This is a genomic window from Bacillus sp. P14.5 (assembly GCF_003316765.1).
Lineage (GTDB): Bacteria > Bacillota > Bacilli > Bacillales > Bacillaceae_B > Rossellomorea.
On sequence record NZ_NIJF01000116.1, the window covers coordinates 126,123 to 140,088 of the forward strand.

Sequence of the window (13,966 nt, forward strand, 5' to 3'; positions counted from 1 at the left end):
ACTTGAAGTGGTGGCTCCAATGAAACATGAAAACACCAAATAGAGCACTCTAATGGGAAATCCTGAAGGTAAATACACTTCTTCACCTTTCTTTACTTAAGGCAGCATTGAGTTGGGGGAGGAAAGAAGTAAACTTTATTGTAGATAATGGCTAGATGGTTGCTGCAGGATGGTTGAAAAGAACGCATCCTTTAAGGATGCGTTCTAACTTTAGACAGATGCGAATTATTGTTTAATAGGAAAGATCTTATCTATTAAATTGTTTTCCAATAAATATCTGGATAATTGTACATCATTATAAACTTTTTCATAGTTTAGCTTGCAATTCTCTAGTTTAACTGCGGTTCCATTTTGACTATTAATACATTTTCCATCTTCAAATTTACCGGTATGTGCTGCCTGATAACTATAGGTACTTCCATAGTAACTATATTGTGTGGTCTCATAGTAAAAACCTACAGTTCGTTCTATTTCTGAGTCAAGGGGGAGACCGAATTGTACAAGCGGCCTTGTAATTCCCATCATTTGAGAGATGGTTGGATAAATATCCATCTGACTTCCTATGACTTTATTGACAACCCCTTTAGATTGTTCAGGATGGTGGATGATCAGTGGGATATTAAATCGTTCCTTTTCATCAAAATCAACATTGATTAGATCTTTCATTTCCTCTCTATCCTTTGGGACTGGCCCGTAATGGTCACCATAAATAATAAAAATAGTATTATCCCATAAGTTATTTTCTTTTAAATCTGTGATAAAAGATCCTAATGCTTGATCAAAATAATTAACACTTTCCAAATAGTTTCCTGTTGGAGTATTCTTTATATTGCTCGTCAAGTTCAAGTGCTGGTGCTCTTGAGGTAACTCAAAAGGTCTGTGAACAGTTAGAGATACAATAAAATTATAAAACGGTTGGTCCATGTTTTTATATTGTTTAACCATTTGACGAAAAATACTCTCATCAGAGATTCCAAGCCCCACAATTTCATCACTTTCAATTTGTTTATGTCCGGAATGATAAAATGTGTCAAATCCTTGATTAGGGTATGCTTTCTGTCTGTTCCAAAACTCAGGGCTGTTTCCATGGGTGACCGAAGTTTCATATCCTTTTTCCCTTAAAACATTAGCTAGAGAAAGGTAATTATTATTAGGATATTTTTTGTATACCCCATTATCAGACATAGGATAGAGGGAATTATTTGCTACAAATTCAGCATCGGATGTATTTCCCCGCCCGATCTGCAAGTAAATATTGGGATAGTAATTACTAGTACTTGCTAATTCATTCAGAACTGGGGTTACTTCCTTGCCCTCTACCTCTAGATTGATAACAAAATCGTTTAGGGATTCTGCTTGAATAATTATAAGGTTTTTTCCTTTGAACTTACCGAAGTCAGGATTACTTTTTTGTATATCCTGAATAAGTGAGAATCTTTTTTGTAAGCTGTCTGATTCATCTTCATCAGCAGTAGAAGAAGTATCGAGGAACACTGCTTCTTCAATAGGGTCATTAGATTTAAAAGTGTTGTAAATATGTGCTGGAATAATTCCTGAAACAGCAACTTTATATTGATCTGAATAAGAAGGCTCCAAAGTAGTAAAGGCTAACAGGATAATCATTCCAAGGCCTATAACATATAAAAATAGAGGAGCTAAACCTGCGCTTATAGTTTTATTTCTTTTTGAATAATATATTAGCAGAATTAATAAAAAGGGAAGATCAACCCAATACCATAAATCAGATATGTATATTAAAGAAAGAATAGAGCTGAAAACAGTACCGACTTGATTAGCTTGACTTAATAATTGAATATCTAATATGGCATCATAATATCGTTCGTATACGACATCGGCATATAAAAGTAAAGTTACTAAAAAATATAGAAAGAAAGAAAGAGCTGCTTTTTTCAGGGTAGGCTTTGATAAAGAAAAACTGCAGACAACAAAGCCCACTGCTAATGATGAAATAGTCATGAAGAGGATATTGATATTAAAGGACAACTCATTAATGAATAAAGTTTGCTTAATGAGCCAGGAAATACTAAAAATGAATATCAGCAAAGTTTGCATTAAATATACTCTTTTGCGTTCAATCAATAAACTCCCTCCTTATTTTCTTTGTAAATTTTTTGTAAAGTTTATTACATTCTAACAAAAATAGTTTAATGTTGAAAATATTAGAACGAATAAAAAACCGGTCTCCTATAAGAGACCGGTTGACTTAACTTTATTTATTGTTATATTTCTTCAATATCTAAGATGTAGAATCTTACGGAATTACTATTAAGATCAATGGGGTAAAGCATAACTGTAATTTCAAATTCCTGAAATTCAAAACTTATTATCTGAGTTTCTCCAGAGATTAAAGAAGTTTCAAGTTTATAATAGTCTTCTATTCTTCCGCCTTCTTTAGTGAAAAAATAAAAATTCATTGTATCTTGGTAATTATCAGAGGAATACATAAGAAATTCCGTTACATAACCATATATATCAGGTTCTTAGTTATAATCCATCATTTCTTCAAAATCAACTAACTCATCTTGGAGTGCTTTGAAAACGTGAGCAGGATACCTAGCATGAACTTCAGGGAGAAATCCATTGATAGTTTCGAGCATATAATAAGCATCATAATTATCTGATGAAAGTTCTAAATTTGCTTCTTCGACTAAATCATAAACTGTCACAAAATAGGTAAAGTGTTTTTTAATTTCTTCAGCTGGCAGCTTATATTTTTTTAATATGGCATCTCTTGTAGATTTTCCATATACCCTTTAAAGCAAGACTGCTTGTTTTCTTATTTCTGAAGAGAGTTTGTGATAATAACTGCTTGTAACAGGCAGCATGTATATCTCTCCTTTTTTAAATGCTTCAATTCATTTGTTAAAGTTTCAATTTTCTTGCCGGCGTTCAGTGCATCAATGTAAGCTACAGCCCTGTCAATGTGAAGTTTAACGTTTGAATTCAGCCTGCTAAACAATTGTACTTTAGCTGGACTGCTTTTTAATGAGGTCACAGCAGAATATGCTTTTGTATATGATTTTTTTGTTTGATTAAAAAGTTTCATATTAGGGGTAGATAAAGTTTAATTATATTCAAAAGAGATTTGCTTCCTCAGCAGGTTCGCATTAGTTTCAGCAGTTTTCACCAGGCTTTCTGTGTAGCTTAATGAAACTGCTGCACTTGCTCGATAGCTTGGAGCTGCCATGCTAAAAACAATTAAAAGGGTTAAAAGGGACAATATCATTTTAATTAACTTTATGTTCATACGTTCTCTCCTCTATTTAGAAAATATATCCGATTTTATAGTTTTTAAGCCATAGGTATAATAGTGTGTTTTTTGTTCTTTAGAATGATTTTTAATATGGTTGAAAGTAAATTGGTTACTGTATTTATCATAGTATTTTTAACTAATAGTGACATTCGCTTTTTTAAGTTTTAAAAACTGAGGGCTAAGTCCGGAGATTTCCATTTAAAAATCTTTTTCAAAATCTTCCTAGCAAAAAAAGAAAGTTTATATAGAAGCAATTAATATTCCCTCCATAGAAGCGACTCATCGGGCGAGAGTTCACCCTATAAAAAGTTAAGCATCCTGGTCGACCATGGAAACAAATAACCCCCTGAGATAAAAAAAGGTCTTCCTTTTTATCTCAGGGGGTTATTTTAATCTGAGAGTCTGTGCTGCAAAGGACGCCTTCCGTTCCAAACGTCTTAAAATCTAAAAGTTTTTTTAGGCAGCAGTAGACGCTTTTTATGTATACCCTATCCTGATGTCTGTCTGTTTGAAGGAGGGCTAACATACCTGATTTAATCCTTTTTAATGGTAAGTAAGCGATCAGTTCTTCAGTTCCATTTTATTAAACTTATAGATCTAATTCCTGAAATTTTTACCTATCCTTGAAAAAATTAATTTTGAGTTCATGACATCATTCTAAAAAATGAGGATCCTTCTAATAGTTAGGTTTGTTTCCCTGATTCAATAGAAGTCTTTAAAAATACGCCCATTAATTGTAAAGGTTAACGTTTTTATATTCTAATGAACACATTTCAAATGATTATAAGGAATCAGGTGATGCTTTAGAGGAAAAAAGGAAATCGGTACAGTGAAGCAAAAGCCCTTATATAATTATGGAATTATTTGTAAGTGGTATACGTTAGTTTAATTTGGTTTTTATGTAATAATAAAACTTTTTTATAAAATATTCTATTTTTATGGGTAATTTATCCTTTACATTCCATCCAATTATGGTAATATATTGGTGTGTTTAAATAAATACTGGTAAAAATTCAAATGATATGGAAATGTTGTATTACAATATTACGGAATACGTCAAAATAAATGCTAAAATTCTAAATTTTTTAAAAAAGTTACTTTTTATCTAGTAATATAGAATTTTTTATATTATAATCGAACTAGGGTTAAGGAATACTTTGTAATTAAAGGTCTTTTGTCCCAAGTTTTACATATATAGGTTCCGCAATGGTTTATAATTCTGGTTGAAGTTAGCGAAGGATTTTAGTTTGTTATTTTACATAACTTATAACTAGTAATCTTAAAGGTTGGCCCTTTGCTAATTCACATATAACTTATTGATAATAATGAAAGGGGAATATTATTTAATGAATAAGAAAAAAGCATTCAAAGTAGCAACATCTTCTGCTATTGCGGCAGCTGCATTTGTTGCTGCAAACCCAGCTCAAGCAGCAACTTCTTCACAAGCAGAAACATTAGTTAAAGACGCAGAACAATTAGCAGGTGCTCTTAAGTGGGCAATCTCAGTTGAGGGATCAGCAACTGTTGACTACCCTAACATGGAAGTATTCAATGCTACGAAAGCTGCTCGTGATAAAGCTGCAGCAGCAGTTAAAACTCTAAGCGGCACTCAAAAATATGTTCTTCAAGCTCGCCTGGATGCTGAAGTAAACCTACACATCAACCGCGCAGTAGCATTCATCGATGCTGTCACTTCTGGTAAGAAAATTGAAGAAAAAGCGGCAGCGCTTGAAGCAGAATTAAATGACGGTATTACTAACGATACAGTTTCTGCTTATCACACATTAACTGAAGAGATTCGCAAACAAGCGGAACTTCTCTACCGTGTGTATGGTAAATCTACTCGTGATGCTATCCTTGATACTTACAAAGCACCAGCGGAAGGTCTTCTTAATGAAGCGCTTTACCCTGTAAGTGTTAAAGTTGAATTGAATCGTTTAGCTTCTGCTATCTCAAGTGATGATCTTACTGAAGCTAACAAGCGCTATGCTAACATTACTGCTTGGCTGCCAAAAGTTGAAGATTCTTCTCTTGAAGCAGAACTAACTGCAGAATTAGAAGCTTTGGAAGCTGCCTATGAGGCGTTAAAAGGAGATCCTATCTCAGTTGATCCTTCTCCAGCACCAAGCGTACCTTCTACAGATGTGAAAGTTGTAACTGTTGGTGACGAAGTTGAATATACACTGACAGCTCGCAATGCTGATGGAACTCTTGCTAAAAATGCTGCAGTAGACATCAAATTGGTTGATCCAAGTGCAGTAACTGTCAGCGAAGATGGCAAAGTAGTATTCAAAGACAGTGACCCTGCTGATGCTTTGGCTGACTTAGATCTTGCTAAAGCAGATGCTCTAATCAGCAAAGTTAACGGATTGGCTCATAACAAGAAAACTTTAAGCCACTTCAGTACTGGTGCTTCTGGAACAGTGACATTCTCTGTTAAATCCGGCACAGCGCTTTCTGCAGTTCCAGTAATGTTCGTAGAAGAAAATGTTAATGACAATGATATCAGCCTGGCTGTAGACAATACTCCAGTAGAAGGAGTTGCGGTTGGTGCGGTTGCTAAATGGCTGCCTAAAGAAGCGGGAATCGACGCTTATAAAATGGGTACAGTAGTTGAGGTTAATAAAGCAGAGGGTTGGTATACTCTTGACCTTACAGGAAATGGATATGCAGACGTTCTTGCTAAATTCGATAATAACGATCGCTTCCGTTACCTTGAAACAGGCGCAACTGTTGATGGCGGGCTCACTCGCGCTCAATTTGAAGCACACCTAAGTGTAGGTGACAAACTTGACTTCACTTACAATACTGATTCTCAAGGTGTAACAATCCACTCTATCCAACAAGATAAAGTAGGAGCTGTTTCTAACCTTAAAGCAGTAGTGGATGGGAATAAAGCTATCGTCACATTTGATAAAGTAGGCAACTATAACGTAGAAGGTTATATGGTAGAACGTACTGTTAAAGATGCAACTGGTGCTGTTAAAGACCAAACAACTTTCAATACTCCAATTCTTCAATCTGCAGCAGGTGAGTTTGTGGATACTGGTCTTGGGAAATTTTCTTCATCATACTCAGTTACTTATACTGTTTATGCTGTAGATCTTGAAGGTGATACTAACTTCTATGCTTACGGAGAGAGAGCAACATCTAATGCTGTAAATCCTCCTGTGAAAGCTGATACTGAAGCGCCTGTATTAATAGGAAATGCGCTAACTGATGTAAGTGCTGATAATACAATGGACGGTATCCTAAACCTAGGCGATGTTTTCACGCTTGAGTACAGTGATTCTCTAAGTGCTGTTGCCAGCAATGCAACATTGCATGTAACGGATACGGACGGTACTGTAACTACAATTACTAATGGCAAAAATGCTACGTTCACTGTATCTGGAAATAAAGTTCAAGTGAAAATCACTGGTACACTAGAAAATACTGTAACAGGTGGAGTGAACAAATTGTCTGTACCATTCGCGATCACTAACGCTTCTGGTATTAAAGATGATGCTGGTCATGCTTGGGTACCAGGTGATAATGATCAATCACACCGTTTTGTAGGAGATGCTGATCTTAGCACTTCAGCTTACGATGTTCCTACAAGCGACCTGTTTAAAAACCTAATTGATCTTTCTACTGTTAGCATCCTTGGTGATACAGATGGGAAACTTAATGCGGGTGACCAAGTTCAGTTAACGTTTGCTTCTGTGAACGATGCTATCGCTTCTGCAAAAGCTATTACACTTGTAGATGAAGCTGGCAATAAAGTAATCCTTGATTCGACTGAAGCAGTACATGATTCAGCAAATGACGGGATCACTAACGCTGAAGTAATTGTAAATGGTCATACAGTAACATTCACGGTTGGTAATGACATTGATGTTCTTAACAGCGCAGGAAACGATGGCTGGATCAACATTAATTCCGATGTGCACGTAACATCGACAGAAGGTTTCTCTGGTGTTAAATCAGGATTAGTATTTGACATCCGTGGAGACAAAGACGGTCTAGCTAACTAATTTTCACAAAGGAATCAGGCTCCAATCTCATTAAGAGGTGGGGCCTGATTATTAATTAAAATTATCTGACAAATTTGATATTTTGAAATATTAGGTTTTATTAGTTTTTAATTGATAAGGAGGAAAATAAATGCATTGGAAGAAGATACTTGGAACGAGTGTGTTGACAGCTTCTTTAGCGATTTCAACTTTCGGCCCAGCAAGCCTGGCTGCTAATGAAAGTCTAGGTGATTCAGGACACTCACACGCTGAAGAACATTCGCATTCACATGCAGAAAAACATTCGCACTCCCATTCTGGTCCTTTTGACATGGGGATAGCTAATACTGACCGGTTGATTGAAATGCTAAAAGAAGAAGGGAAAATTCCTAAAAATGCAACCACTGCTCAGGCAGAAAAAGCGTTAAATACTTTTTTGAAAAAGAAATCTAAGGCAGCGGAATTAGCTGTTGAAGGTGAAGAAAATGAAAACCTCAACTTAATTCCTTCTGCAGCGGGGCATTCAAATAGTTCTGGAGGAATTGAAAAAGGGAAGACACAGCAACCATTTGCGAGTTCATCCATTCCTTCAGTTGAACAAGAAGCTTGGAATGGTGAGAAAAGAACAGATAAGGTTTTAGTATTATTAGTTGATTATCCGGATAAACCACATAACTCTATGTCTCCTTCGGAAACTGATATGTATTATGACGATGAGAATGCGTATTCTCAAGCTCATTATCAGGATATGTTGTTTGGCACGGGCGGATGGACTGGTCCAGACGGCAAAACATACGTATCTATGAAACAATATTATGAACAGCAATCTGGCGGTAGTTATTCTGTTGAGGGTGATGTTGCAGGTTGGTATACTGCTAGCAAGCCTGCTGCAGCATATGGTGGTAACTATCCTACTCCAGATGGGAGTGATGTTGATGCACGCGGATTAGTGAAAGAGGCTCTTGAGATGGCTGCAGCTGATCCTAATGTAGATCTTTCTGAATACGATAAATGGGACAGATACGATCTTGATGGTGACGGTAATTACCTTGAGCCAGATGGACTTGTTGACCATTTAATGGTTATTCATTCTGGTGTTGGTGAAGAAGCTGGAGGAGGGTCATTAGGTGCCGATGCAATTTGGTCTCACCGTTGGAATCTTGGTGGAATTTTCCCTATCGCAGGATCGGCTAAACCAGAAGTAGACTACTGGGGTGCTGGAACCATGTATGCATATGACTATACAGTTGAACCAGAAGATGGGGCGGTTGGTGTTATGGCACATGAATTTGGGCATGATTTAGGGCTTCCAGATGAGTATGATACTCAATATACTGGAACGGGTGAGCCTGTGAGCTACTGGTCTATCATGGCAAGTGGAAGCTGGGCAGGGGATATTCCTGGGACAATGCCTACTGGATTTAGTCCGTATATGAAAGAGATGCTGCAAGAAACAGCAGTCGTTGATAATGAAGGTACAAAGGGTAACTGGTTAACGGGTACTACAATTGATGAGGAAGATGTTACCACACAAGGTATCACTCACTTGCTTGATGAAGCGAATACAAAAGGAACAAACAATGATGCTATCAAGATAGACCTCCCGCAAAAAGAAACTGTGATAAATAAACCTTACAGTGGAGACTATGAATACTTTTCTGGCAGCGCAGACGATCTGCATACAGAAATTTCTGCAAACATTGATTTAACGAATGCAAATACCGCTGAGTTCAGTTTTGCTGCATGGTACGATATTGAAAAAGATTGGGATTATGCCTATGTAACTGTGAACGGAACACCAATTGCTGGTGAAGTTACAACTAACTCTAATCCAAACGGTTCTAACTTAGGGAATGGAATCACTGGTACTTCAAATGGTTGGAAGAACCTGTCATTTGATTTATCAGCTTACAAAGGACAAAAGGTAGAAGTGGCAGTTGAGTATGTAACAGATTCAGCTGTTTCTAATCCAGGTATTTATGTGGATGATCTTTCTGTTAAAGTAAATGGTAGTCAAGTGCTTTTTGATGGTGCTGAAGGATCTTCGAAGTTTGCACTAGATGGATTTACAAAAAATGATGGTATGAAACGTTCAGACCATTATTACCTTTTAGAATGGCGCAGCCACAATGGAGTCGATGAGGGGCTTGCAAATGTCCGACGTGGCGAAAGTTTAATGGTTTATGATAAAGGGTTAGTAGTTTGGTATGTTGATAAACAATTCAGTGAAAACTGGACTGGAGCACATCCAGGTGACGGTTTTGTAGGAGTTGTAGATGCACATCAAAGTATTGCATCTTGGAGCGACCGTTCTGTGGCTGCTACAAGATATCAAATTGATGACGCAGCATTCTCTCTAGATTATACTAATAACGAATTCCTTAATTACACTAACATCAATGGTGACTATCTACGGAAACGCAGTGAATCACCGGTTGCTACATTTGATGACAGTAAGAGCTATCTAAACAAAGGGATGGTAGATGCTGGTCGTAATGTACCTAACTATGGTTTGAAATTCCAGGTTGTTGGTCAATCTGCGGACAAAACTGTAGGAAAAGTAAAAATCTCCAAATCAGCTCCTCAAACAACAAACTGGGGTTGGGGCTGGTAATAGCATATATTATTAAGTAAGAGGCCGGTGAGATTTTCGCCGGCCTTTTTACTTACGTTATTTACATCTTTTGACTATTATCTCTTTTTATATTATTATAAAAAAGTAGTAAAAATGTAACATGCTACTAGTATTTCCAGATTAAAAGGAGGTTAAATGGTTGGGTGACTCTTTAAACAGATTAGATGGTAAAGATGAGGAAAATCAACTGCCTAAGGAATTGATAGGAAAATCTCCAAAAATTAAAGGTAATTATAAAAAACAAGGCTGGGCCATAAAGGTATTGGAGAAAATCGAGAATCCTTCCATAGAAGTAGAAGAAGAAGGAATTGTCACAGCGAAGGCCATTTTGCTCTCGAATATAGGAACCTATTATCCTGCTTTCTTAACTATTTCTATTAAAGAGCGGGGGAGGATTATCGGAATGTATTTTATTGTTGAAAATACAGATGCCTATTCTCTTATACCATTTGAACTGTCTGAAAAGTTTATTGATCATTCTGATTTGCTTCCATTAAAATATAAAACCTTAGAAAAAATTGAAAAAGATGAACAGCAGAATAAGTGGCCTGATTACTCTTAAAGAAAATCGATAATCGATTTTCTTTTTTAATTAGAGGCGAGGATTCTACATATATTGTCTAGTAATCTTATATATATTCGTGAAATTATGACAATCCTCCTGAACATTCGTAACACTTCTGTAAAGAAACACTCAATTTTTAATCTTATGTTAATAGTATTTTAACCCTATTAAATGTAGAATAATTTATAGAAAAGAGGTTTAAAGATATTTAGTAGGGGGAAAACATGAAATTTTTTAATGGTCTTAGGATATTTGTTCTTGTTGGTATATTACTTTTGACTAGTGAAAATATTGGATCAGTAAGTGCAGCTTCAGCTTCTACTGATATTGAAGAATATAGTAAGCAATTTGTTGGTGTTCCTTATAGTTGGGGAGGTACAACTACAAGCGGTTTTGATTGTTCAGGGTTTGTTACCTATGTTTATTCAAATTATGGTGTTGATTTACCTAGAACGTCAGCTGGTCAGTATGATTCTGGAACTGCAATCAATGCGAGTGAGTTAGAAAAAGGAGACTTGGTCTTTTTTAGTACATATAATCCAGGGCCTTCTCACACAGGTATTTACTTAGGTGACAATGAATTTATACATGCTGGAAATAGCGGTGTGGAAGTTTCGGGGCTTGGAGAACATTATTGGAAAGACCGTTATATTGGAGCAAGAAGATATTCTGAAAAAATATCCAGCAGTTCTTTGGAGAATTCTATTTCTGCGGAGTCAATGGGGAAAACAAAAGTATACTGGGATGGTTTGCTGATGGTAGATGGGCAAATTGGAAAAGTGCAGATTGTTAAGCCTATCAATCTCTGGAAGAGAACCGATGAAGGGCTGAAGTTTGAAAGAATATTATGGCCGGGCGAGCAATACAGAGTTTATCGTTATGATAATCTTTATGGAGGGCAGTATGGACTCGGTGGAGGTTACTATGTAACAAATATGGATAGTTATGTTAGTTATAAAACACCATCTAAACAAAAACTATTGCTATTAAATGGTATTAACTAGTAAAATACTAATAGAAAGTAACATTAGTCTTGGGAAAAAATCCAGGGCTTTATTTTTTGAATGAGGGGGATTTAATTGAAACATATTAAGTTATTATTTGCTGCGTTATTCCTTGGAGGTTCCATTTTTTTGTTCATTGGTCAACCAGCTAGTGCTGCTAGTTTTTCTGAAGCTGAAAGATTAGTGGAAAAAGCGGAATCATGGGGAGGGGCTCTTAAGTGGGCGATCTCTATTGAGTACACCGGGAAAGTGGACTATCCTAATATGAATACGTTTAACCATACCAAATCAGCACTTTTGGAAGCTCAAAAAGCTGTGGCTGCCTTACCGGAAGGTGAACAAAAACGAGAGTTGGAGAACCGTTTAGAATCTAAAGTGAATGTTTACTATACACGTGCAGTAGCTTATATCGACGCAATAACCTCAGGGAAAAAATACAAAGTCATCAAGCTGCGCTGCATGATAACATCTACGTCTATGAAGATATTGAGAAAACCAGGGATTCTTATTATACTTTGGGCGAGGAGATCAGGAAGCAGGCGGTTTTGTTATATAGAGTGTATGGAAAATCAACTCGAGACGCAATTCTTGAGAAATTTAAGGATCCAGCAGAGGTTCTTCTCAGATCAGTCATTTATGATGTAACTGTTTACAACGAAATGAACGAGGTTGAGGGAAAGATTGCTAAAGGTGTTTCTCACCCTGTGCTGGAACAAGCTAATATCCATATTAAAAATGTTAAGGGCAGCAGTCCGTTTTGGAGTGAACTGTTTCATTCGGTTGAGAGTGCGAATGACACTGTAAGAATGTCCACAGCTGAAAAGAAGGACCTTCTAACTAAACAGGCGGTAAAAGCAGGTATACCACCAGAAATCCTAAAAGCTATTGCTCACAACGAAACAGTATTTACTCAATTTGGTCCTAATTTAGAGCCGAATATCAGCTTCGACAACGGAATTGGCATCATGCAAATCACTGAAAATCCTGAAAATACTCCTTATGATTATGAGAGATTAAAATACGACATAGCCTATAATATACAAGTTGGCACTGACAAATTAAAGAGAAAACTGGGCTATGCAATACCTGTTATAAATGATGGGAATACAGCTTTTCTCGAAAACTGGTATTTTGCTATAATGGCGTATAATGGGTTATCCAAGATAAATGATCCTACTATATATCCAGCCACATACCAGCAAAAGGTTTACTCTACTATTAGTAAAAATAGTGATGTAGATCCTGAGATTCTTTCAAAAGATGATTTTGTTATTACTTATAAAGAAAACTCCAACCTCATGGAGTTTGGTGGAAAAATGCAATACGAAACCACTAAGTTAACAAAATCCACCCAGGTGTATGGTATAGGTGAGACTGCTGTTTTAATGGATAGCGTCACTTTAAGAAACAAGCCTACCACTGCCGGTACTCCCATTGATTCACTGCCTGCGGGCTCAGCGTTAAAAATACTAGATAACCCCGTAAGTGATAATAATCCAAGCAACCATTTTGTTTGGTACCGAGTCTCTCTTGAAGACGGACAAGAGGGCTACGTAGCTTCAGTAAGTTTTTAATAAGTAAATATTACGAAAGAAGGAGCAGTCAAAGTGACTGCTCCTTCTTTCGTAATATTAAAGTTTAATTAACAACCGTCATATTTACAGGTGTTACTCTCCATCTTCGTAAATCTAAATTCTCTATATCATGGTCATCGGATAATGGAAAGATGAATGACCAGGGTTTATAGGTATTAGGTTTTACTTCCAACTCCTTAAAAAAGAAGTTGTTTCTAGTTATCTCAGTCTCATAGGCATCTTCTAAAGCTAAGCTTAGAGATTCCAATTTGACAGTTTGTTCTGTGGTGTTGCGTAAGAAAACATTCACGATGATTTCTCTCTCATTTTGATCTAAATGAAGTTCCAGTCCCATCAGATTAAAATCGTTCTTATTTACAAGGGTTGGCTGCTGATCAACAATTCTTTGTAAGGCTCCTTTTTGGGTGTCGCTCAGCTTTTTGGTCCATACAGGGTCCAGGTCAAGGGTTGGCTTAATGATTTTGGGTTTAAGATCGACAAGGAGCTTCCAGCCATCCTTGTCGATTGGTTTGTCAGTATAACGGTCCTCTTTGCTGAAGAGGAAACGCCAAGGAACACTGGTGAATGGCGGTAAAGAATCTAAATCTCCTAAATCCACTAGTTTACTTGCAACCTTCTGCTGCTTACCATCCAATACTGTTATAACTATATTCTGCAACTTAGCAAGCTTTTTAAATGCATTTCTGATAAAAGCAGTAATCACTATGCTTTTATCATCATTTTCAACCAAGTCTATACCGGAAAAAGAAAGCTGGTCCTCCCTTAATGCTGTCAGTTTGGCATGATGGAACATGTATATATATTTTTCTTGGTCTGTCATCCTCCATGCTGCAGGGAAGTAAAGGCTGGTTTGGTATAATTTTTCTGTTAAGGATTCATTCTCTTTTTGGGCATTCAT

Annotated in this window: 10 protein-coding genes and 1 pseudogene; 6 read left to right on the top strand and 5 right to left on the bottom strand. The window is 36.6% G+C overall.

The genetic code is table 11. The annotated features are described in order from the left end of the window. Window positions 1-225: 225 nt before the first annotated feature. The 4 genes from B9Z54_RS23085 to B9Z54_RS23105 all read right to left on the bottom strand — a co-directional run bounded on the left by B9Z54_RS23085 (window position 226) and on the right by B9Z54_RS23105 (window position 3,268). Entirely contained in the window at window positions 226-2,100 is a 1,875-nt protein-coding gene (locus tag B9Z54_RS23085; RefSeq protein ID WP_113930682.1) for an LTA synthase family protein, read from the bottom strand. Window positions 2,101-2,501: 401 nt separating this feature from the next. Further along, window positions 2,502-2,687, bottom strand: a complete 186-nt coding sequence (locus B9Z54_RS23095) for a hypothetical protein (RefSeq protein ID WP_113930684.1) — start codon at window positions 2,685-2,687, stop codon at window positions 2,502-2,504. Between the two features lie 110 nt (window positions 2,688-2,797). Further along, on the bottom strand, window positions 2,798-3,067 hold the full coding sequence (locus tag B9Z54_RS26790) for a hypothetical protein (protein WP_113930685.1): 270 nt from the start codon (window positions 3,065-3,067) through the stop codon (window positions 2,798-2,800). An 18-nt stretch (window positions 3,068-3,085) separates the two neighbouring features. Continuing rightward, complete coding sequence (locus B9Z54_RS23105; protein WP_113930686.1) at window positions 3,086-3,268, bottom strand: hypothetical protein; 183 nt, start codon at window positions 3,266-3,268, stop codon at window positions 3,086-3,088. Between the two features lie 1,352 nt (window positions 3,269-4,620). Between B9Z54_RS23105 and B9Z54_RS23110 the strand changes: the two genes are divergently transcribed. The 6 genes and pseudogenes from B9Z54_RS23110 (at window position 4,621) to B9Z54_RS23135 (ending at window position 13,047) form a co-directional block, all read left to right on the top strand. Then, window positions 4,621-7,290 (top strand): hypothetical protein, encoded by a 2,670-nt coding sequence (locus B9Z54_RS23110; protein WP_113930687.1) that lies wholly within the window; start codon window positions 4,621-4,623, stop codon window positions 7,288-7,290. 130 nt (window positions 7,291-7,420) lie between these two features. Then, window positions 7,421-9,883: an immune inhibitor A domain-containing protein gene (locus B9Z54_RS23115; protein ID WP_113930688.1), complete on the top strand. Its 2,463-nt coding sequence runs from the start codon at window positions 7,421-7,423 to the stop codon at window positions 9,881-9,883. Window positions 9,884-10,043: 160 nt separating this feature from the next. Further along, complete coding sequence (locus B9Z54_RS23120; RefSeq protein ID WP_481747819.1) at window positions 10,044-10,466, top strand: hypothetical protein; 423 nt, start codon at window positions 10,044-10,046, stop codon at window positions 10,464-10,466. Between the two features lie 227 nt (window positions 10,467-10,693). Next, window positions 10,694-11,473 (top strand): C40 family peptidase, encoded by a 780-nt coding sequence (locus B9Z54_RS23125; RefSeq protein ID WP_113930689.1) that lies wholly within the window; start codon window positions 10,694-10,696, stop codon window positions 11,471-11,473. Between the two features lie 264 nt (window positions 11,474-11,737). After that, a pseudogene (locus B9Z54_RS26795) lies at window positions 11,738-12,027 on the top strand (hypothetical protein); the annotation flags it as partial. A gap of 3 nt (window positions 12,028-12,030) precedes the next feature. Next, window positions 12,031-13,047, top strand: a complete 1,017-nt coding sequence (locus B9Z54_RS23135) for an SH3 domain-containing protein (protein ID WP_162785339.1) — start codon at window positions 12,031-12,033, stop codon at window positions 13,045-13,047. 64 nt (window positions 13,048-13,111) lie between these two features. On the opposite strand, the gene B9Z54_RS23140 is transcribed toward B9Z54_RS23135, so the two are convergent. Continuing rightward, the gene (locus B9Z54_RS23140) at window positions 13,112-13,966 is read right to left on the bottom strand and encodes an SLAP domain-containing protein (protein ID WP_113930692.1); all 855 of its coding nucleotides are present in this window, start codon (window positions 13,964-13,966) and stop codon (window positions 13,112-13,114) included.

Coding starts and splice junctions, on each gene's coding strand:
- B9Z54_RS23105 (WP_113930686.1), bottom strand. CDS start 3,268: ATGAACATAAAGTTAATTAAAATGATATTGTCCCTTTTAACCCTTTTA.
- B9Z54_RS23115 (WP_113930688.1), top strand. CDS start 7,421: ATGCATTGGAAGAAGATACTTGGAACGAGTGTGTTGACAGCTTCTTTA.
- B9Z54_RS26790 (WP_113930685.1), bottom strand. CDS start 3,067: ATGAAACTTTTTAATCAAACAAAAAAATCATATACAAAAGCATATTCT.
- B9Z54_RS23125 (WP_113930689.1), top strand. CDS start 10,694: ATGAAATTTTTTAATGGTCTTAGGATATTTGTTCTTGTTGGTATATTA.
- B9Z54_RS23140 (WP_113930692.1), bottom strand. CDS start 13,966: ATGAATGCCCAAAAAGAGAATGAATCCTTAACAGAAAAATTATACCAA.
- B9Z54_RS23110 (WP_113930687.1), top strand. CDS start 4,621: ATGAATAAGAAAAAAGCATTCAAAGTAGCAACATCTTCTGCTATTGCG.